Source organism: Bradyrhizobium sp. UFLA05-112 (assembly GCF_053572325.1).
In genome coordinates this window covers 127975-147160 of the sequence record NZ_JBANBK010000002.1, presented here as the reverse complement: position 1 = coordinate 147160, position 19186 = coordinate 127975, and the positions used below count along the sequence as shown (strand labels likewise).

Annotated in this window: 19 protein-coding genes and 1 riboswitch; of the genes, 7 read left to right on the top strand and 12 right to left on the bottom strand. The window is 63.7% G+C overall.

All coding sequences use genetic code 11. The features are described 5' to 3' along the window. Positions 1-47: 47 nt before the first annotated feature. Both SO180_RS01930 and SO180_RS01925 read right to left on the bottom strand, forming a co-directional pair. Complete coding sequence (locus tag SO180_RS01930; protein WP_449377153.1) at positions 48-1235, bottom strand: low temperature requirement protein A; 1188 nt, start codon at positions 1233-1235, stop codon at positions 48-50. Positions 1236-1268: 33 nt separating this feature from the next. Beyond that, positions 1269-1505: a BolA family protein gene (locus SO180_RS01925; RefSeq protein WP_027525381.1), complete on the bottom strand. Its 237-nt coding sequence runs from the start codon at positions 1503-1505 to the stop codon at positions 1269-1271. A 195-nt stretch (positions 1506-1700) separates the two neighbouring features. Here SO180_RS01925 and SO180_RS01920 point away from each other — a divergent pair, with 195 nt between their 5' ends. Then, complete coding sequence (locus SO180_RS01920) at positions 1701-2060, top strand: DUF427 domain-containing protein (protein WP_449377152.1); 360 nt, start codon at positions 1701-1703, stop codon at positions 2058-2060. Positions 2061-2181: 121 nt separating this feature from the next. Here SO180_RS01920 and SO180_RS01915 read toward each other — a convergent pair whose 3' ends face one another. Next, the gene (locus SO180_RS01915; protein WP_449377151.1) at positions 2182-2355 is read right to left on the bottom strand and encodes a DUF1328 domain-containing protein; all 174 of its coding nucleotides are present in this window, start codon (positions 2353-2355) and stop codon (positions 2182-2184) included. 200 nt (positions 2356-2555) lie between these two features. Here SO180_RS01915 and SO180_RS01910 point away from each other — a divergent pair, with 200 nt between their 5' ends. Then, positions 2556-3743, top strand: a complete 1188-nt coding sequence (locus tag SO180_RS01910; protein WP_449377150.1) for an acyltransferase family protein — start codon at positions 2556-2558, stop codon at positions 3741-3743. 119 nt (positions 3744-3862) lie between these two features. Here SO180_RS01910 and purL read toward each other — a convergent pair whose 3' ends face one another. After that, complete coding sequence (gene purL, locus SO180_RS01905; RefSeq protein WP_449377149.1) at positions 3863-6076, bottom strand: phosphoribosylformylglycinamidine synthase subunit PurL; 2214 nt, start codon at positions 6074-6076, stop codon at positions 3863-3865. Positions 6077-6259: 183 nt separating this feature from the next. Between purL and SO180_RS01900 the strand changes: the two genes are divergently transcribed. Beyond that, positions 6260-6739 (top strand): PaaI family thioesterase, encoded by a 480-nt coding sequence (locus tag SO180_RS01900; protein WP_449377148.1) that lies wholly within the window; start codon positions 6260-6262, stop codon positions 6737-6739. A 62-nt stretch (positions 6740-6801) separates the two neighbouring features. Here the strand turns inward: SO180_RS01900 and purQ are convergent, their stop codons facing one another. Continuing rightward, the gene (gene purQ, locus SO180_RS01895) at positions 6802-7503 is read right to left on the bottom strand and encodes a phosphoribosylformylglycinamidine synthase subunit PurQ (RefSeq protein ID WP_449377147.1); all 702 of its coding nucleotides are present in this window, start codon (positions 7501-7503) and stop codon (positions 6802-6804) included. Positions 7504-7669: 166 nt separating this feature from the next. On the opposite strand from purQ, the gene corA reads away from it, so the two are divergent. Beyond that, a complete protein-coding gene (corA, locus tag SO180_RS01890; protein ID WP_449377146.1) occupies positions 7670-8686 on the top strand; it encodes a magnesium/cobalt transporter CorA in 1017 nt (338 codons plus the stop codon). Between the two features lie 3 nt (positions 8687-8689). Here the strand turns inward: corA and purS are convergent, their stop codons facing one another. Both purS and purC read right to left on the bottom strand, forming a co-directional pair. Beyond that, positions 8690-8929 (bottom strand): phosphoribosylformylglycinamidine synthase subunit PurS, encoded by a 240-nt coding sequence (gene purS, locus SO180_RS01885; protein WP_449377145.1) that lies wholly within the window; start codon positions 8927-8929, stop codon positions 8690-8692. A 15-nt stretch (positions 8930-8944) separates the two neighbouring features. After that, positions 8945-9712: a phosphoribosylaminoimidazolesuccinocarboxamide synthase gene (purC, locus tag SO180_RS01880; protein WP_008974302.1), complete on the bottom strand. Its 768-nt coding sequence runs from the start codon at positions 9710-9712 to the stop codon at positions 8945-8947. Positions 9713-10027: 315 nt separating this feature from the next. On the opposite strand from purC, the gene SO180_RS01875 reads away from it, so the two are divergent. Next, the gene (locus tag SO180_RS01875; RefSeq protein ID WP_449377144.1) at positions 10028-10351 is read left to right on the top strand and encodes a DUF1476 domain-containing protein; all 324 of its coding nucleotides are present in this window, start codon (positions 10028-10030) and stop codon (positions 10349-10351) included. Positions 10352-10368: 17 nt separating this feature from the next. Here SO180_RS01875 and SO180_RS01870 read toward each other — a convergent pair whose 3' ends face one another. The 3 genes from SO180_RS01870 to SO180_RS01860 form a co-directional block, all read right to left on the bottom strand. Next, complete coding sequence (locus SO180_RS01870; RefSeq protein WP_449377143.1) at positions 10369-10758, bottom strand: hypothetical protein; 390 nt, start codon at positions 10756-10758, stop codon at positions 10369-10371. A gap of 115 nt (positions 10759-10873) precedes the next feature. Continuing rightward, positions 10874-11362, bottom strand: coding sequence for a cyanase (gene cynS / locus SO180_RS01865; protein ID WP_449377142.1), 489 nt, complete (start codon positions 11360-11362; stop codon positions 10874-10876). 186 nt (positions 11363-11548) lie between these two features. Next, a complete protein-coding gene (locus SO180_RS01860; RefSeq protein ID WP_449377141.1) occupies positions 11549-12754 on the bottom strand; it encodes a TrmJ/YjtD family RNA methyltransferase in 1206 nt (401 codons plus the stop codon). A gap of 336 nt (positions 12755-13090) precedes the next feature. Here SO180_RS01860 and SO180_RS01855 point away from each other — a divergent pair, with 336 nt between their 5' ends. Together SO180_RS01855 and SO180_RS01850 are read left to right on the top strand one after the other, a co-directional pair. After that, a complete protein-coding gene (locus SO180_RS01855; RefSeq protein WP_449377140.1) occupies positions 13091-14305 on the top strand; it encodes an NADP-dependent isocitrate dehydrogenase in 1215 nt (404 codons plus the stop codon). Positions 14306-14436: 131 nt separating this feature from the next. Continuing rightward, entirely contained in the window at positions 14437-14937 is a 501-nt protein-coding gene (locus tag SO180_RS01850; RefSeq protein WP_449377139.1) for a DUF3455 domain-containing protein, read from the top strand. Positions 14938-14941: 4 nt separating this feature from the next. Here SO180_RS01850 and SO180_RS01845 read toward each other — a convergent pair whose 3' ends face one another. Next, positions 14942-16168, bottom strand: a complete 1227-nt coding sequence (locus tag SO180_RS01845; RefSeq protein ID WP_449377138.1) for a cyclic nucleotide-gated ion channel — start codon at positions 16166-16168, stop codon at positions 14942-14944. A gap of 5 nt (positions 16169-16173) precedes the next feature. Then, the gene (gene alaS, locus SO180_RS01840) at positions 16174-18852 is read right to left on the bottom strand and encodes an alanine--tRNA ligase (RefSeq protein WP_449377137.1); all 2679 of its coding nucleotides are present in this window, start codon (positions 18850-18852) and stop codon (positions 16174-16176) included. 208 nt (positions 18853-19060) lie between these two features. Further along, positions 19061-19149, top strand: a riboswitch (glycine riboswitch). Positions 19150-19186: the final 37 nt, after the last annotated feature.

The following is a 19186-nucleotide window of genomic DNA, read 5'->3' as shown; positions in this document are numbered from 1 at the left end:
CACGACAGCCGGCGGTCCCGACCGATAGTCCGATCGGCACCGGCGGTTCAATCAGCCCCTTCGGACTTCGACCCCAACGACACCGACTCCCACACCGCCACCACGATCAGGATCGCCGTCGTCGCGATCGAGAGCCAGAGTGGAGACAATTCGCCGCCGAACCAGCCCAACGCCAGAAGCATGAGAATGCCGACGCCGTGCGAAAGTTGAAGGAAGCCGCGGATGGCGTGCTTGAACAGGATGGTGCCGACCAAGAACACCAGGGGACCACCGACCGTGCTCAATACCGTCCTGAGATCGGAATGTCCGGTCGGATGCTTCAGCACGAGCTCATCAGACACGGCGGTCAGGATGATGCCGGCAATGATTGGCATGTGCAGGTAGGTGTAGGCGAGCCGCGCCAGCCGACCGGACTCGGCGGATTTCGAGATCAGCTCGGAGCCCGCTTCCGCGCCCTTGTGGAAATAGATCCACCACATCGCGATGCTGCCGAGGAGCGCCGCCAGGAAGGCGAAGATGTTCTCCCCGGTCCAGCTCAGTTCGGCAAAGGTCGCGCCGTTGACGACGACCGCTTCACCCAGCGCGATGATGATGAAGCCGGCGCAGCGTTCGGCCATATGGCCGCCCTCGACCGCCCAGGCCTCGACCGACGAAAATCCCAGCTTCGGCACCCAGAAGCGTGCGGCTGGCGAGATGTATTCGAAGACCACGGCCGCGAGCCAGAACCATAGCCGAGTCTCGCCCTCCGCAAACCCACCGGCGATCCACAGCACGGCAGAGACCGAGAGCCAGAGCAGGATGCGGATCGCATTGTGCCGCACCAGGATCCGGTGCGGCGGCGTCACGAACAGCCAGAAGGCCGTCCGCCCAACCTGCATGGCCGCATAGGCAATCGCAAACCACAGCCCCCGCCCCTCGAACGCCGTCGGGATCGAGGTCGAGAGCACGAGGCCGCCCAGCATCATCAGGAAGAGCAGGACGCGGACCGGCGTCAGTTCGGGGTTCAGCCAGTTGGTGACCCAGGCAGTGTAGACCCAGACCCACCACACCGCGAGGAACAGCAGCGTGACCTGGACGGCGCCGAGCGGCGTGAAACGGCCGAGCAGCGTGTGCGAAATCTGCGTGACGGCGTAGACGAAGACGAGATCGAAGAACAGTTCGACATAGGTCACGCGGCCCGGCTGGTCCGGCACGATGACACGAAACATCGCGCCGCGTGAATTGTCCGCAGCCATGGCCTACCCCGCCGCCAAAAGATCAATTCGCCATCAGCTTCCGGGCACGCCGGTCTGCAGGGCCAGCGCGTGAAGCACACCTCCCATCTGGCCGCGCAGCGACTGATAGACAATCTGGTGCTGCTGAACGCGGGACTTTCCACGGAAGGATTCCGAGATCACGGTCGCGGCATAATGGTCGCCGTCACCGGCGAGGTCCCGGATCGTCACCTCGGCATCGGGGATCGCTGCCTTGATCATCGCCTCGATATCGTGGGCGTCCATTGGCATTCTGCTCTCGCTCCTTCTACCGCCTTCGAATTCAGGCCTTCGACTCACTTGCCGGGGTCCCCGGGACCGGCAGGCCCAAACTTAGCGTGAACGGCCTTCTAGGTCACGCTTTCAACGACTATATTCCGCCTTCGAGCGGGATAAAGGCACGACAAAGTGCCGCGCGTGGCCAATCGACCAAAAAGGCGTGATATCATGAAGCTTCCGGGCCCCGACCACCCCATCACCATCACTCACAACCCCAGGCGCGTCCGCGTGACGGCGGGCGACGTCGTTATCGCCGACACCACGAAGGCGCTGACGCTGAAGGAGGCCCGGTATCCGGCCGTCCAATACGTACCGCGGGAGGACGCCAACATGGCCGTGCTCGAACGGACCGACCGCGTCACTCATTGTCCCTACAAGGGCGACGCAAGCTATTTCAGCGTCAAGGCTGACGGCACGACGCTGGACAATGCGATCTGGACCTACGAGACGCCGTTCCCCGCCATGACGGAGATCTCCGGCCATCTCGCCTTCTATCCTGACAAGGTGAAGATCGAGGAAGTGGGGTAATTTTTGGATGCTGTCATTCCGGGGCGGTCCGCAGGACCGAGCCCGGAATCTCGAGATTCTCAGGTGCGCAATTGCGCACCACAGTTCGATGCTTCGCATCGCCCCGGAATGACTTAGGTAGCTACGCCCTGAAGATCGTGAGCCCCAACACCAGGAGCACCAGGAAGATCACGACGAAGACGTAGAACAGGAAGCGCGCGATATCGGCGGAGGCGGCCGAAACGCCGGTGAAGCCGAGCACGCCCGCCACGATCGAGATCAACAGGAAGATCAGCGCCCATTTCAGGATGGTCATCGCCTGCTCCGCGAGGTCCGCGCCGCCAAAGCGGACGGGTAATTAAAGATTTCGTGAACTCTAACGTGCAGGGGATGGGACCGGTTCCTCCGCCACTGGTACGGCGGCGAGACGAAGCAGAGTCAGGCTAAACAGAACTTGCTGAATTCCCGTCCCAGCGGCAACATCCGCACCCAGGGAAGGATGCAACCGGGGCGAACATGACAACGATCTCACCTACGGCGACGGCTGGCGCTGAGGTCAGCGCAGCTCCCAAGAGCAAAGCACGAAACCTGTCGCTCGATCGGGCGCGTACGTTCCTGACTCTGGTGGTGCTGCTGCATCATGCCGTCATCCCCTATACCTATTTCGGTCACACCGATCCGACCGAGTGGATCGGGTTCGATCTGATCGTGCTCGCCAATGACTCGTTCTTCATGGCGATGTTCTTTTTCCTGTCAGGCCTGTTCGTATGGCCCGGCCTCGGCCACAAGGCACCGCTGGCCTTCATCCGCGACCGCCTGCTGCGGCTCGGCCTTCCCTTCGCCGTCTGCGCGCTGACGCTGATCCCGCTCGCCTATTACGCGCTGGCATTGCAGGGCGGCTCTGATCTCACCTTCTCGGCGTTCTGGTGGAAGACGGTGACCGTCGGGCCATGGCCAAGCGGTCCAATCTGGTTCGTCTGGGTGCTGCTCGCCTTCGATGTCACGGCGTGCCTGCTCTACCGGGTCTCGTCCACGCTGGTGTTTCCGATCAACCGGATTTCGCAGCAAGGCTTCAAGGAGCCGTGGCGGTTCTGGCTGCTGCTCTGGATCGTCACCGAGATCGCCTACATCCCGATGCTGATCTATTACGGCGTCAATCACTGGTTCGAGTTCGGGCCGTTCTCGGTGCAGGCGAGCCGTGTGCTGCTCTATGCCTCCTATTTCTTCATCGGCGCGGGCGTCGGCTGTGCCGGCATGGCCACCGGCGTGCTGGGCCCGGAGGGCCAGTTACCGAAAAGCCGATGGAGCTGGCTGTTCGTTACACTGCTCCCCTACGCGGGCATGTGGTGCATGATTTTCGTCAAGCGCGAGATCCTGGGCAATCCGCCTCATCTGCCGTGGTGGTATCATGCAATCTACGGCTCGTTCTTCGTGCTGTTCTCGGCCGCAATCCTGCTGACGATCCTCGCCTTCTTCCTGCACTCGAAAGCACCGGGACCGACGTTGCTCGATCGCATGCAGGGCGAAGCCTACGGCATTTTCCTGGTGCACTATCCGATCGTGCTGTGGATCCAGTATTACCTGTTCGACGTCAGCGTGCCGGCGATCGTCAAGGCGACGATTGCGTTCGTGCTCACGGCGATCCTGAGCTGGGCGGCCACCGCAGCGCTACGAAAGATTCCCGGCGCGACGCGGGTGTTGTGAGCCCAGCTCTCTCATTTCGTCATTGCGAGCGCGCAGCGAAGCAATCCAGACTGTCTCCGCGGCGCGAGCCTGGATTGCTTCGTCGCTTCGCTCCTCGCAATGACGAGAGACTGTGGGACTTACACCACCTTCGCGCCCATATACTCCGGCAACCAGCGCTCGAATGCGGTGCGCAGAGTGTCGATCTTGACTGGCGCCTCGCCGACAATTGCGATCGCGTCGCCGCCGGTGGTGCCGATGCGCACGCAGGGCACCTCGCAGCCGCGCATCTTTGCAAGCACGAGGCCGGCCTGCGTCTCAGGCACGGTCACGATGTAGCGCGCCTGGTCCTCGCCGAACCAATAGGCGTGCGGCACGAGTGCGGCCGGCGCAGCCAAAAGACGCGCGCCGATGCCGCTGGCCATCGCCATCTCGGCCAGCGCGATCAAGAGGCCGCCGTCGGAGAGGTCATGTGCCGCCGTCGCAGTGCCCGCATGGATCATGCCGCGTACGACGTCGCCATTGCGCTTCTCGGCAGCGAGATCGACCGGCGGCGGCGCGCCCTCCTCGCGACCGCAGATGTCGCGCAGATAAACCGACTGGCCGAGCCAGCCATGGGTCTCGCCGATCAGGAGGATCGCCTCGCCCTCGGCCTTGAAGGCGAGCGAAGCGGATTTGGTGAAATCATCGAGCACGCCAACGCCGCCGATCGAGGGCGTCGGCAGGATCGCGCGGCCGTTGGTCTCGTTGTAGAGCGAGACGTTGCCGGACACGACCGGGAAATCCAGCGCGCGGCAGGCTTCCGAAATGCCCTTCAGGCAGCCGACGAACTGGCCCATGATCTCGGGTCGCTCCGGATTGCCGAAGTTGAGATTGTCGGTGATCGCGAGCGGCTTGCCGCCGACCGCGGTAATGTTGCGCCAGGCTTCGGCCACCGCCTGCTTGCCACCTTCGAATGGATCAGCCTCGCAATAGCGCGGCGTGACGTCCACCGTCATCGCGAGGCCCTTCGGCCCGTCCTCCACGCGCACGACGGCAGCATCGCCGCCGGGGCGCTGCACCGTATTGCCCAGAATGACGTGGTCGTACTGCTCCCAGACCCAGCGCTTGCTGCACAGCTCGGGCGTGCCGATCAGCTTTTCGACCGCAGCACCAATGCCCATCGGCGCCGCGACCTCGCGGGCATGCACGACCGGCAGCGCGCTTGAGGCGACATGCGGGCGGTCATAGACCGGCGCCTCGTCGCCGAGCTCCTTGATCGGCAGGTCGGCCATGACATCGCCGCCATGCTTGACCACAAAGCGCTTGCTGGGCGTGGTGTAGCCGACCACGGCGAAATCCAGCCCCCACTTCTTGAAGATCGCCTCGGCCTCTTTCTCCTTCTCGGGCTTGAGCACCATGAGCATGCGCTCCTGGCTCTCCGAGAGCATCATTTCGTAGGCGCTCATGCCGGTCTCGCGCGTCGGCACCGCGTCGAGATCGAGATCGACGCCGAGGTCGCCCTTGGCGCCCATCTCGACTGCCGAGCATGTGAGCCCCGCCGCACCCATGTCCTGGATCGCGATGACACAGCCCTTCTCCATGATCTCGAGGCAGGCCTCGAGCAGCAGCTTCTCGGCGAAGGGATCGCCGACCTGAACGGTGGGGCGCTTCTCCTCGGACTTGTCATCGAACTCGGCCGACGCCATCGAGGCGCCGTGAATGCCGTCGCGGCCCGTCTTGGAGCCGAGATAGACGATCGGCATGTTCACGCCGGAGGCGGCCGCATAGAAGATCTTGTCGGCGTCGGCGAGGCCGACCGCCATGGCGTTGACGAGGATGTTGCCGTCATAGCGGGTGTGGAAGCGCACCTGCCCACCGACCGTCGGCACGCCGAAGGAATTGCCGTAGCCGCCGACACCGGCGACCACGCCGGAGACGAGATGCCGCGTCCTGGGATGCTCGGGTGCGCCAAAGCTCAGCGCGTTCAGGCAGGCAATGGGGCGCGCGCCCATGGTGAAGACGTCGCGCAAGATGCCGCCGACGCCGGTGGTTGCTCCCTGATAGGGCTCGATGTAGCTCGGGTGGTTGTGGCTCTCCATCTTGAAGACAACCGCCTGCCCGTCGCCGATGTCGATCACGCCGGCGTTCTCGCCGGGGCCCTGGATCACCCACGGTGCTTTCGTCGGCAGGCCGCGGAGATGGATGCGCGAGGATTTGTACGAGCAGTGCTCGTTCCACATCGCCGAGAAGATGCCGAGCTCGGTGAAGGTCGGCTCCCGCCCGATCAGCTTCAGGATGCGCTCATACTCATCGGGCTTGAGCCCGTGGGCGGCTACGAGTTCGGGGGTGATCTTCGGTTCGTTCTTGAGCATGGATTCGGCGCTTTCGGCGGGGTCTGGCCGTTCTTAGGAACATCCGGGCCTCGCGAAAAGCCCTTTAAGGCGCATTTTCCCACTGTCCATAGTTTTGCAGAAGGGGCCCGCGGGAACAGGAATTGCACAGCACGGACGGATCGGATTTAAGGGCAAAAACCTCTCATTTGAAGGCCCCATTCCTTGCACGAGCTGACCAAGACGACTTCTTCCCCCCGCCCCGACCTGCACGTCGCGACCGAGGGGGAATTCAAGGGCTGGCAGACCTGGATTCGCGACAGTTTTGAGAACCATATCGGCCCCTTCTGGCACCGCTTCGAGGAGGACGGCCGCGTCCGCTGCGCCTTCCGGGTGGAGAAAAAGCACCTCAACGGGTCCCAAAACGTCCACGGCGGATGCTTCATGGCGTTCGCCGATTATTGCCTGTTCGCGATCGGCCGCCATGCGTTGGACGGCCGGGGCGTGACCGTCAATTTTGGCTGCGAATTCCTCGATGCCGGCCACGAGGGCGAGCTGATCGAATGCACCGGCGAGGTCACCCGCGCCGGCGGCTCGCTGATCTTCCTGCGCGGCGAGATGATGGCCGGCGAGCGTCGGCTGTTCACCTTTTCCGGCACGATCAAGCGGGTGAAGCGGAAGGCGACGCCTCCATCGGGCGCGTAGCTCGAAAGCAGCGCCACGTCATCGAACAACCCTCGGTCAGCCGCGATGTCGCGTGACGAGGTTCATGCCGCGAGGTCGAGATGCGCCGCGAGGCCGGCGAACAGGCCACGGCCGTCGGTGCAGCCCATGATGTCTTCGACGTGGTTTTCCGGATGCGGCATCATGCCGAGCACGTTGCCCTTGTCGTTGACGATGCCGGCAATGGAATGCGCTGCGCCGTTGATGTTGTGGGCCTCGTCGACCACGCCTTCGGCCGAGCAGTAGCGGTAGAGCACCCGCCCCTCGCCTTCGAGCCGCTTGATGGTCTCTTCATCCGCCTCGTAATTGCCCTCGCCATGGGCGACCGGCACGCGGATCACCTGGCCGGCATTGTAGCCGCGGGTGAACGGCGTGTCGGAGCGTTCGACGCGCAGATGCACGTCGTGACAGATGAACTTCAGCCGCGCATTGCGCATCAGCACGCCCGGCAACAGGCCGGACTCGCAGAGGATCTGGAAACCGTTGCAGACGCCGAGCACGAGCCCGCCCTTCGCCGCATAGTCGCGCACCGCGTCCATCACCGGCGCGCGCGCGGCGATGGCGCCACAGCGCAGGTAATCGCCATAGGAGAAGCCACCGGGCACCACGACGAGATCGGTCCCAACGGGGAGCGACATCTCAGCGTGCCAGACCATCGCCGGCTCGTGTCCCGAGATCAGCTTCAGCGCACGCGCCATGTCGCGCTCGCGGTTGATTCCGGGAAAGACGAGGATGGCGGCTTTCATGGCTTTGAGTTCCGAAGCGAGGAATGGAATCGGGCTGGCCGGCGGCCAAATCGTGAGGAGACATAACCATTTGACGCGGATTTTACCAGTGCTAGCCTCACCTGACGGCTTTGTGCACAGGCCATAACCCGCCCTTTGGCCAACGATTTTGCCGGGGATTGAAGCCATGAACGTCCCGTCGTCGCCTACATCCCCAGCCGAACCGGTCTCCACCGAGGGCGTCGTTGCTGCCGGCGCCTATGTCGACGGCCGGCGCGTGGCCAACATCGCGATCAGCGAAGCCTCGAGCTGGCGGGCAAAGCCCGGGCACGTCGTCTGGATCGGGTTGCACGAGCCCGACATGGCGCTGCTCGCCGCGGTGCAGAAGCAATTCGATCTGCACGAGCTCGCAATCGAAGATGCCAACAACGCCCATCAGCGGCCGAAGATCGAGCAATATGGCGAAGCCCTGTTCATCGTCGCGCGTACAGCGCAACTGATCGACGGCCGGATAGCCTTCGGCGAGACGCACATCTTCGTCGGCGACGGCTATCTCGTGACGGTACGCCACGGCGCCTCGACGTCCTACACCGCGGTGCGCGCGCGCTGCGAAAGCTGTCCGCGGGCGCTGGCCCGGGGCGAGGACTACATCCTCTATGCCATCCTCGATTTCATCGTCGACAACTACTCCCCCGTGCTCGAAAGCATCCATGAGGAGGTCGAGGAGATCGAGGACCACGTGCTCTCCAACGTGATCACCAAGGCGCAGATCGAGCGGCTCTACATGCTGCGCCGCGATCTGTTGCGGCTGCGCAATGCGATCGGCCCGCTGGTCGAAGTCTGCCGTCGGCTCGAGCATGACGAGCTGTCGATGGTGCGTCAGACCATGCAGCCTCTGTTCCGGGACGTCACCGACCACGTCCGGAATATCCAGGAGCGCATCGATTCCATGCGCGAGGTGCTGGCCTTCGCCTTCGAAGCGAGTCTGCTGGTCGGCCAGGCTCAGGAGACCGTGGTCTCCAAGAGGCTTGCTTCATGGCTCGCGATCATCGCCATCCCAACGGCGGTCGCAGGAATCTACGGCATGAACTTCAAGCACATGCCGGAGTTGGAGTGGGAGTACGGTTATTTTGCCGTACTCGGCCTGATGCTGATTTCGTGCATCGCGCTCTATTGGCGCTTCCGCCGCGTCGGATGGCTGTGAACGCTACACAATCTCGACGCGATAATTCTCGATCACCGTGTTCGCCAAAAGCTTGTCAGCGGCCTCCTTCAGCGCGGCTTCGGCCTTGGCCTTGTCCGCGCTGGCGAGCTCGATGTCGAACACCTTGCCCTGACGGACGCTGGCCACGCCATCGACGCCGAGCGATTTCAGCGCGCCTTCGATGGCTTTGCCCTGCGGATCCAGAATGCCCGTCTTCAGGGTAACGGTGACACGTGCCTTCACGTCGATAATCCCTCTTTAGCTCTTCACCAGCACCGGGCCCGAACCCGCCGGACGCTCGTTCTCCATGAGGATGCCGAGGCGCTTCGCAACTTCGGTATAAGCCTCGAGCAGGCCACCGAGGTCGCGCCGGAAGCGGTCCTTGTCGAGCTTCTCGTTCGACTTGATGTCCCACAGACGGCAGGAGTCCGGTGAGATCTCGTCGGCGACGATGATCCGCATCATCTCGTTCTCGAACAGGCGGCCGCATTCCATCTTGAAGTCGACGAGGCGGATTCCGATACCGAGGAAGAGGCCGGTGAGGAAGTCGTTGACGCGGATGGCGAGCGCCATGATGTCGTCGATCTCCTGCGGCGTCGCCCAGCCGAAGGCGGTGATGTGCTCTTCCGACACCATGGGGTCGTTGAGCTGGTCGTTCTTGTAGTAGAATTCGATGATCGAGCGTGGCAGCTGCGTGCCCTCCTCGATGCCGAGCCGCTGCGAGAGCGAGCCCGCGGCAACGTTCCGCACCACCACCTCGAGTGGCACGATCTCGACCTCGCGGATCAACTGCTCGCGCATGTTGAGACGGCGGATGAAATGGGTCGGCACCCCGATGTCGTTGAGGTGCTGAAACAGGTACTCCGAGATCCGGTTGTTGAGGACGCCCTTGCCCTCGATCACCTGATGCTTCTTCGCATTGAACGCGGTGGCGTCGTCCTTGAAGTGCTGGATCAGGGTCCCGGGCTCGGGGCCTTCGTAAAGAACCTTTGCCTTGCCTTCATAAATACGACGCCGACGGCTCATTGGGATGTACCGTGTTTTGTTAAAATCCATGAATTTGGTGTGCTCCGGTTGACAAGGATTACGACCCACAGCGGAGCTGCCGTGAACGGTCCGGAACCCATAGAAACAGAACAGGAACCAAACCTTAGGCAACCTATCCGATTGGCGGTCCCAGCACAATCGATCCGGCTCTCCCGGCATCAACTTATACCGTCTTGCCTGCGGCTTAACGGCTCATTGGTCTGCCGATTCGTGCCCCTTATCTAGGCATCGGCTGGTGTCACCGCAACGCGGCGTCACGGCCGGATTCAGGTAAGGGAATTGGAACGGAAAAGCATGACCACTTTCGACAAGCGCGAGGAAGGATTTGAGAAGAAATTCGCCCTCGACGAGGAGCAGAGATTCAAGGCCGAGGCCCGCCGCAACCGGATGCTCGGCCTGTGGGCGGCCGAGAAGCTCGGGATCACGGGCGATGCAGCCACGGCCTATGCCAAGGAGGTGGTTGCAGCCGATTTCGAGGAAGCCGGCGACGGTGACGTCCTGCGCAAGGTATTGGGCGATTTCTCAGCCAAAGGCGTCGCCCTCACCGAGCAGGCGATTCGCACCAAGATGAATGAGCTCGCAGCGGTGGCCGCGATTGAGGTGAAGGCGGGGAAATAGGTCCCCGCCTCCGGCAACTATTTCAGCGTGATTTGAAGGCTCATCGAACCACTCACGCTGAAGCCTTCTTGCTGCTGCTGCCCGAACTGTCGGTTGATGTTGCTGTTCACCGTCTCCAGTCGGCAGTCCTTGGCGAGAACCTCGCGGAGGAGATCGCACTCGCGCGCCGCCATTTCATAGACTGTGCGGCGCGCGCGGTCGCGCAGCTTCTGCGCGTCATCGGTATCGCCGCTCGGCCCGGCGACGAAGAAGTTGATCGTGCTCTGCACGCGCACCGAGCCTTCCTGACGTTGGGAGCCACCGGACTGTTCGATGATGACCCGCTGGCCCGGTGACTGGGCAGAAGCGGGAACGATCATAACAAGCAGACCAAGGCCTGCCGAAACAAGGGGCGTACGCAACGTCATGGCGAATTCCTGCAGTTGAAGTGACGAGTTCGTTCTTAACTACCCCCGGTTGCGATAAAGCGAACCTGAGGTGGCAAACATCGACTTGCCGCTTCACCCGGCATTAACCGCCGTATCACCCCTCCTTGAAGCCATACTCCGGCACGTTGCCGCTCGCGCCGTAATATTTGTAAGGCAGGAATTTGCCGCTCATGGTGATCTTGACGCGGTCGCCCTTGGGGTTGGCGACGCGCTCGATCGCCATGTCGAAGTCGATCGCCGACATGATGCCATCGCCGAACTCCTCCTCGATCAGCGCCTTCCACGCCGGGCCGTTGACCATCACCATCTCGTAGAAGCGGTAGATCAAGGGATCGGTCGGCGGCATCGGCGTGCCGGTGCCGCGCATGGGCACCTCGTTGAGCATCGCAGTCTCCGCCTTCGACAGCCCGAACAGCTCGCCGGCGTTCGCCGCCTGCGGCTTGGTGAGCTTCATCTGGCCCATGATCGCGCCGACGATCAACACCTCGGAATAGCCGCCGATCTTCTCGCAGATGTATTTCCAGCTCCAGCCCTTCTCGCGCTTGATGTCGAGCAGTTTTTCGGTGAGGTCGGAACGCTTCATGTCGGGGTCTCCCTTGGCCAATGATTGGGTCGCGTCATTCTGCTCCCTTCCGGGAAGCGGAGACGCAACGTCATTTCGTATCGCGCTGGGTTGCACGAAGCGTGCCAATGGATTGGGCACCGACGCTGTTGGGTGGGCACGCCTCTGCCCTCGCTCTTCGAGCGATGGCCGAGGCTTTGCCAAACCCTACGGATTTTCCGATTTGTCGCGCAGCAGCGCCGCCAAACGCACCAAGTCGGCCTCCAGGTCGCGCTCCACATCCGCAGCCCTGATCTCGATCACCCGATAGTCGCGCTCCTCCAGCCACGCCCGCCGCGCCGCGCGATCGGCAACGATAGTCTCAGTCTCTTTCGGATTGACCAGCTCGATCGCAATGCGGTGCTGAAACGAGACGAAATCCGGGATCTGCCGGCCGACCGGCGTTTGGCGCTTGAACTGGCCGGCGAAGCGGCGGTCTCGGGTCAGGGCCTGCCAGAGCAGTCGCTCGGCATCGGTCGGGTTGCGGCGGAGCAGGCGCGCGAGGCCGCGCACTGTGCTGCCGCTGTCGGGCGCCCCACCCTGGCCGTGTTCGGCCAGCAGCGCGCGCAGCCGCGTTGCCTGCTCGCCGTCGAGCACGCCGCCCTTGGCTGGCCCCTTGCGCCCTTCCGCGATCGCCATCACCACGCCGTGCAGGGTGTGCATGTCCTGCTTGGTCGGCTCCATGCGGGTGAAGATGTTGCGCAAATTGACCAGCATGGTGTCGCGCTTCTCGGCCGGGCGCAGGAATTCGACGCGGTCGAGCTCGCGCACGAGGTTGTCGAAGAAGGCCTGGATCTGGTGTTGCGAGGCGCGCTCCGAGCGCTCCGGCATGCCGTGCGGCAGCGCGCCCTCCGTGGCTCGTTTGAACCATTCGTAGCCGACCAGCAGCACCGCCTGCGCAAGGTTCAGCGAGGCAAAGCCCGGGTTGACCGGGAAGGTGACCACCCGGTTGGCGAGCGCGACCTCCTCGTTGGTCAGCCCCCAGCGCTCGCGGCCAAAGAGGATGCCGGCCCTTCCGCCGGTGGCGATATGGCCGGCGATCTCGGTCGTCGCCGCTTCCGGGCCGACCACCGGCTTGGCCTGGTCATGGGCCCGGGCGGAGGTGGCGAACAACAGGTCGAGATCGGCGACCGCCTGCTCGACGGTATCGAACAGCTCGACCCGCTCCAGGATGTGGTCGGCACCGGCCGCGGCGCGCTGGGCGGCGATGTTGGGCCAGCCATCACGCGGGTTGACGATGCGTAAGCGGCTCAGGGCGAAGTTGCCCATAGCACGGGCTGCCATCCCGATGTTCTCGCCGAGCTGCGGCTCGACCAGGATCACGATGGGACCATCGAGGGCGAGGCCCGTCTTGCTCTTGTCAGTCCCCGACATCTCGTTTTGCTTTCACGCTGGTCCTCAAGGCCTTACGCAGGCGCTCCAAAGAATTGATTCAAGCAGGCCTATCGGGCCGGCTCCGTTACCCCGTCGTTTGCCTGTCCTGACAAAATTCTCAAGGGAAATAACGGGGTTAGAATCGGCTTTTGAATCTTGTCCGAAACTTCAGCTCCGCCCCCGGCCGCGGCGCCGCTGCGGCTCCCCATCTGCGGAAGCTGGATGAGCTAAAAGTGCATAATCCCTTGGCTTTCGCCCGCCACTTCCCGGTGCTAAGAGGCGGCGGATATTCCCGTTGGCGCGCCAAAGCGCCGTTCCCAAGAGGCTTCCCCGATCATGGCAAAAATCAAGGTGTCCAACCCCGTCGTCGAACTCGATGGCGACGAGATGACCCGGATCATCTGGCAGTACATCAAGGACAAGCTGATCAACCCGTTCCTCGATATGCAGCTCCTCTACTTTGACCTGGGGATGGAGTACCGCGACCAGACCAGCGATCAGGTGACGATCGACGCTGCCGAGGCGATCAAGAAGGTCGGCGTCGGCGTCAAGTGCGCCACCATCACCCCGGACGAAGCCCGGGTGAAGGAGTTCAACCTCAAGCAGATGTGGAAGTCGCCGAACGGCACCATCCGTAACATCCTCGGCGGCGTGATCTTCCGCGAGCCGATCATCTGCAAGAACGTGCCGCGCCTCGTTCCCGGCTGGACCAAGCCGATCATCATCGGCCGCCATGCCTATGGCGACCAGTACCGCGCCACTGACATCAAGTTCCCGGGCAAGGGCACGCTGTCGCTGAAGTTCGTCGGCGAGGACGGCACCGTGATCGAGAAGGAGGTCTTCAAGGCCCCCGGCGCCGGCGTCGCCATGGAGATGTACAATCTCGACGACTCCATCATCGACTTCGCCCGCGCCTCGTTCAACTACGGCCTGATGCGCAACTACCCGGTCTATCTGTCGACCAAGAACACGATTCTGAAGGTCTATGACGGCCGCTTCAAGGACATCTTCCAGGAGGTCTTCGACCGCGAGTTCAAGAAGGAATTCGACGCCAAGGGCCTGACCTACGAGCATCGCCTGATCGACGACATGGTGGCCTCGGCGCTGAAGTGGTCCGGCGGCTATGTCTGGGCCTGTAAGAACTACGACGGCGACGTGCAGTCCGACACGGTCGCGCAGGGCTATGGCTCGCTCGGCCTGATGACCTCGGTCCTGCTCACGCCCGACGGCAAGACGGTCGAAGCCGAAGCCGCCCACGGCACGGTGACCCGCCACTACCGCGAGCACCAGAAGGGCAAGGAGACCTCGACCAACTCGATCGCGTCGATCTTCGCCTGGACCCGTGGCCTCGCCCACCGCGCCAAGCTCGACAACAATCCGGAGCTGGCGAAGTTCGCGACCACGCTCGAGAAGGTCTGCGTCGACACCGTCGAAGACGGCTACATGACCAAGGACCTCGCCCTTCTCGTCGGTGCCGACCAGCGCTGGCTCTCCACCACCGGCTTCCTCGACAAGGTCGCCGAGAACCTCGCGAAGGCGCTGGCGGCGTAAGCCCGCGTCTCACCTCAACCGTCGTTGCGAGCGAAGGCGGAAGCAATCCAGACTGTCTCCGCGGAGAGACGCTGGATTGCTTCGTCGCAAGAGCTCCTCGCAATGACGAGACCTTTGTTCGAGGAAGCATCATGCCGACATTCAAGAGTCTTGCCTTTTCTGTCTTCGCGCTGGCCAGCACGTCTGCGTTCGCCGCCGATGCGCTCCCCGACACGATCGCTGCCTCCGGCGAGAGCGTCGTGCTCAGCGTCCACGCCGAGGGCGCGCAGGTCTATGAGTGCAAGACAGGGACCGACGGCAAGCTGGCCTGGGCGTTCCGCGAGCCGATCGCGACGCTGCTGTCCGAGGGCAAGACGATCGGCCGGCACTATGCAGGTCCCAATTGGGAGCACGCCGACGGCAGCGCCGTGGTCGGCAAGGCCATCGGCAACGCACCGGGCGCAACCGCAGGCGATATCCCCTGGCTGAAGCTCGAGGTCGCCTCGCGCCGCGGCAGCGGGGTTCTGACGCCCGTCACCACCGTCCAGCGCATCAACACCCATGGCGGCAAGCTCGAGGGGGCATGCGAGAAGGCCGGCGAGTTCAGAAGCGCGCCCTACTCCGCCGACTACGTCTTCCTGCGCAAGGGCTGATCGCTCAGCGGTCGGTGCCCTCGCGCTCCGCCTGCGCGAGCTCGGTCGCCGCGAGGTCGCCGGCCTCTTCGAGCCGCGCCTTAGCCGTCTTGTGCACATGCGCCGCGAGCGTCGGCATGCGCTCGATCAGGGCGTGGAAATGCTGGGCGTCGAGCACGAGAAGCCGCGTCTTGCGTGTCGCGGTCACCGTGCCGCTGCGCTTGGTCTTGTGCAGCAGCGCGATCTCGCCGAAGAACGTGCCGTCGGCGAGCCGCACATGCTGGTTGGGAAGCTCGATCTCGACCTCACCGGCGGTGATGAAATACATCGACGAGGCGGCGTCGCCGCGCCGGACCAGAATCTCGCCCTGCTCGATCGTGCGGGCGCGAAGCAGCCGCATGATGTCGGCGATCTCCGATGCCGTCAGGGGCGAGAACAGCGGCACGCGCGCGAGCATGCCCCAGGTGACGACGAAGTCGCGCCGTTTCACCTCCTCCGCAAACGCGCTCGATATGATCGCGACCGGCAGCGCGATCATGGCAAAGCCGCTGATGATGGCGAACACGGAGACGAATTTGCCGAGCGCCGTCACGGGCACGACGTCGCCATAGCCGACCGTGCCGAGCGTCACGATCGCCCACCACATCGCCTGAGGGATGGTGCCGAGCTTTTCGGGCTGCACCTCGCGCTCGATGGCGTAGAGCAGTGAGGCGAAGGTGAGCACCACGCCGATCAGGATGACGATGCATCCAATCAGCGCGCGCCGTTCGGCATGGACGGCGGCAAACAGCGAGCGCATCGCCGGCGAATAGCGGATCAACTTGAAGAACGGCAGCACGCCGAGCGCAGCCAGCGTCGCGTGCCGGCCGGTGGCCAGCACGATCGCTGCGGGAAGGAACGCCATGAGATCGATGATGCCGAGCGCGGAGAAGACGTAGGAGAACCGATCGGCAAGCGCCGACCCCTTGCGCTGCGTATGGCCGGCGACCGTCCATAACCGCGCCGCATATTCCAGCGCGAACACGATCACGGAAAGGATGGTGATCGCCGAGAACAGCGGGTCGAATTGCGCGTCCAGTTCCGGCACCGAGGCAAGCGTCATTGCCACGACGTCGAGCACGATGACGGCAATGATCACCTGGATGAAACGCGACCCGGCGGAATAGGCCAGCGGATCGTGCTCCAGGAGTTCGTAGAGGCGATCCCTCAAATTGGGATCGCGAAGCCCACGTCCTCGCGGAACGAGGCGCACGGTGTTTACGCGCCGACCATGGCTTTTTCGATCGCCGAGAGCGCCGCCGCCGCATTGGCGCCGTCGGGCCCGCCAGCCTGCGCCATGTCAGGCCGGCCGCCGCCCCCCTTGCCGCCGAGCGCTTCGGAGGCGACGCGCACCAGATTGACGGCGTTGAAACGCGAAGTCAGGTCGGCGGTGACGCCAACCACGACGCCGGCCTTGCCGTCCTCGGTGACGCCGACGATCGCGACCACGCCGGAGCCGATCTGTTTCTTGCCGTCGTCGGCAAGGCTCTTGAGATCCTTCATCTCGATGCCTTCGACCGCACGCGCCATCAACTTGACGTCGCCGACCTCGCGTACGCCCGCGGCAGCGCCGTTGCCGGACGATGCACCGCCGCCCATCGCAAGCTTCTTGCGGGCGTCGGACAATTCGCGCTCGAGCTTCTTGCGCTCGTCCATCAGCGCGGTGATGCGCGCCGGCACGTCCTCGAGCGAGGTGCGCAGCTCGGCGGCCGCGGTCTTCGCCAGCGCCATGGTGTCGTTGGCATGCTTGCGCGCATGGCGTCCGGTCAGCGCCTCGATGCGGCGGACGCCGGAGGCGACGGCGCTTTCGCTCGTCAGCGTGATCAGGCCGATATCGCCGGTGCGCTTGACATGGGTGCCGCCGCAAAGCTCGACCGACCAGCCGAGTGCGTTGGCGCCATGCTCGCGCGCGGTCTTGCCCATCGAGACGACGCGGACCTCGTCGCCATATTTCTCGCCGAACAGCGCACGCGCACCGGCTTCGCGGGCCTCGTCCACGCCCATGACGCGGGTGGTGACCTCGTCATTCTCCAGCACCACGTCGTTGGCGATGTCCTCGACGCGAGCGAGCTCCTCCGGCGTGATCGGCTTCGGATGCACGAAGTCGAAGCGCAGACGATCGGGCGCGACCAGCGAGCCGCGCTGGGCGATGTGATCGCCGAGCACCTGGCGCAGTGCTTCGTGGATCAGATGCGTCGCGGAGTGATGGGCGCGGATCGAAGAACGGCGCCCGTGATCCACCTCGAGCTGGAGCGCAGTGCCGACCTTCAGCTCGCCGCTCTCCACCGCGCCGACGTGCACGAAGAAATCGCCGAGCTTCTTCTGCGTGTCGGTAACACGGAACTTGAGGCCGCCCTCACCGCTCAGTACGCCGGTGTCGCCGACCTGGCCGCCGGACTCCGCATAGAACGGCGTCTGGTTCAGCACCAGCGCGCCGGTCTCACCAGCCTTGAGGCTGGCAACTTCCTGGCCGTCCTTCACCAATGCAGAAACAACGCCTTCGGCGCTCTCGGTCTCGTAGCCGAGGAATTCGGTGGCCCCGAGCTTTTCGCGCAGCGGGAACCAGATCGCTTCGGAAGCCGCCTCGCCCGAGCCCTTCCAGGACTCGCGCGCCTTGGCCTTCTGCCGCTCCATCGCGTCGGTGAACGCAGCCTGATCGACGCCGATGCCGCGCGACTTGAGCGCGTCCTGCGTAAGATCCAGCGGGAAGCCGTAAGTGTCGTAGAGCGTGAAGGCGACGTCGCCGTCGAACATGTCGCCCTTCTTCAAGGACGCGCTCTTCTCATCGAGAATGGCAAGGCCGCGGACCAGCGTCTTGCGGAAGCGGGTCTCTTCCAGCCGCAGCGTTTCCTCGATCAGCTTTTCGGCGCGCACCAGCTCCGGATAGGCCTGGCCCATCTCACGGACCAGCGCCCAGACGAGGCGATGCATCAGTGGCTCCTTCGCGCCCAGGAGCTGCGCATGGCGCATCGCGCGGCGCATGATCCGGCGCAGCACGTAGCCGCGGCCCTCGTTCGAGGGCAGCACGCCGTCGGAGACGAGGAAGGCCGAGGAGCGCAAATGATCGGCGATCACCCGGAACGAGGCAACGGTCTGCTCATTCGGTCCGCTGCCGAGCGCGGACGCGGTCGCATCGATCAGCTGACGGAAGAGATCGGTCTCAAAAACGCTGTCGACGCCCTGCAGGATGCACGCCATGCGCTCCAGCCCCATGCCGGTGTCGATCGAGGGGCGCGGCAATGGCTGGCGCTCCTCCTTCGTCACCTGCTCGAACTGCATGAACACGAGATTCCAGAATTCGAGGAAGCGATCGCCATCCTCCTCCGGGCTGCCCGGAGGTCCGCCCCAGATGTGCTCGCCGCGATCGATGAAGATCTCCGAGCACGGGCCGCACGGGCCGGTATCGCCCATCGCCCAGAAATTGTCCGAGGTCGGGATGCGGATGATGCGATCGTCGGAGAAGCCCGCGATCTTCTTCCAGAGACCGGCCGCCTCGTCGTCGGTGTGATAGACGGTGACGAGCAGCTTGTCCTTCTTCAGGCCGAAATCCTTGGTGATCAGATTCCAGGCGAGCTCGATCGCACGCTCCTTGAAGTAGTCGCCGAAGGAGAAGTTGCCGAGCATCTCGAAGAAGGTGAGATGGCGCGCGGTGTAGCCGACATTGTCGAGGTCGTTGTGCTTGCCGCCGGCGCGCACGCATTTCTGCGAGGTGGTGGCGCGCTGGTAGGGGCGCTTCTCGACGCCGGTGAAGACGTTCTTGAACTGCACCATGCCGGCATTGGTGAACATCAGCGTCGGGTCGTTGCGCGGCACCAATGGCGAGGACGGCACGATCTCGTGGCCGTTCTTGGCAAAGAAGTTCAGAAAGGTCGACCTGATCTCGTTGACGCCGCTCATGTTCATCCAATCGGGTGTGGTCCCGCCCAAACCTGAAATTAAGGCTGATATCTGCGGGCGATAGCGCTTTTAGACAAGGTGAGCTGCCCTGTCCAGAAACTGTGCAGAGAGATCAGAGGGTTGCCGCAGGCGCGCAATCCTCGTTGATAGCTGTTGCAGGCGCGTTGACAGGCTTGGCTGGCCCGTGTTCTGTACCTACCTGTATCGTACGGCCACGTCGGGAGAGACCGGCTTTGGTGCCGGCGCCGAAGGAGCAACCGCCCCGGAAACTCTCAGGCAAAAGGACCGCGTGGCTTTGACAGCATCTGGAAAGAGGCGCCGACGGGCATTGAAG

Excerpts from the sequence above, each read along its gene's own strand:
- SO180_RS01930 (WP_449377153.1), bottom strand. The coding sequence starts at position 1,235 with ATGGCTGCGGACAATTCACGCGGCGCGATGTTTCGTGTCATCGTGCCG.
- SO180_RS01925 (WP_027525381.1), bottom strand. The coding sequence starts at position 1,505 with ATGCCAATGGACGCCCACGATATCGAGGCGATGATCAAGGCAGCGATC.
- SO180_RS01920 (WP_449377152.1), top strand. The coding sequence starts at position 1,701 with ATGAAGCTTCCGGGCCCCGACCACCCCATCACCATCACTCACAACCCC.
- SO180_RS01915 (WP_449377151.1), bottom strand. The coding sequence starts at position 2,355 with ATGACCATCCTGAAATGGGCGCTGATCTTCCTGTTGATCTCGATCGTG.
- SO180_RS01910 (WP_449377150.1), top strand. The coding sequence starts at position 2,556 with ATGACAACGATCTCACCTACGGCGACGGCTGGCGCTGAGGTCAGCGCA.
- purL (WP_449377149.1), bottom strand. The coding sequence starts at position 6,076 with ATGCTCAAGAACGAACCGAAGATCACCCCCGAACTCGTAGCCGCCCAC.
- purQ (WP_449377147.1), bottom strand. The coding sequence starts at position 7,503 with ATGAAAGCCGCCATCCTCGTCTTTCCCGGAATCAACCGCGAGCGCGAC.
- corA (WP_449377146.1), top strand. The coding sequence starts at position 7,670 with ATGAACGTCCCGTCGTCGCCTACATCCCCAGCCGAACCGGTCTCCACC.
- purC (WP_008974302.1), bottom strand. The coding sequence starts at position 9,712 with ATGAGCCGTCGGCGTCGTATTTATGAAGGCAAGGCAAAGGTTCTTTAC.
- SO180_RS01875 (WP_449377144.1), top strand. The coding sequence starts at position 10,028 with ATGACCACTTTCGACAAGCGCGAGGAAGGATTTGAGAAGAAATTCGCC.
- SO180_RS01870 (WP_449377143.1), bottom strand. The coding sequence starts at position 10,758 with ATGACGTTGCGTACGCCCCTTGTTTCGGCAGGCCTTGGTCTGCTTGTT.
- cynS (WP_449377142.1), bottom strand. The coding sequence starts at position 11,362 with ATGAAGCGTTCCGACCTCACCGAAAAACTGCTCGACATCAAGCGCGAG.
- SO180_RS01860 (WP_449377141.1), bottom strand. The coding sequence starts at position 12,754 with ATGTCGGGGACTGACAAGAGCAAGACGGGCCTCGCCCTCGATGGTCCC.
- SO180_RS01855 (WP_449377140.1), top strand. The coding sequence starts at position 13,091 with ATGGCAAAAATCAAGGTGTCCAACCCCGTCGTCGAACTCGATGGCGAC.
- SO180_RS01850 (WP_449377139.1), top strand. The coding sequence starts at position 14,437 with ATGCCGACATTCAAGAGTCTTGCCTTTTCTGTCTTCGCGCTGGCCAGC.
- alaS (WP_449377137.1), bottom strand. The coding sequence starts at position 18,852 with ATGAGCGGCGTCAACGAGATCAGGTCGACCTTTCTGAACTTCTTTGCC.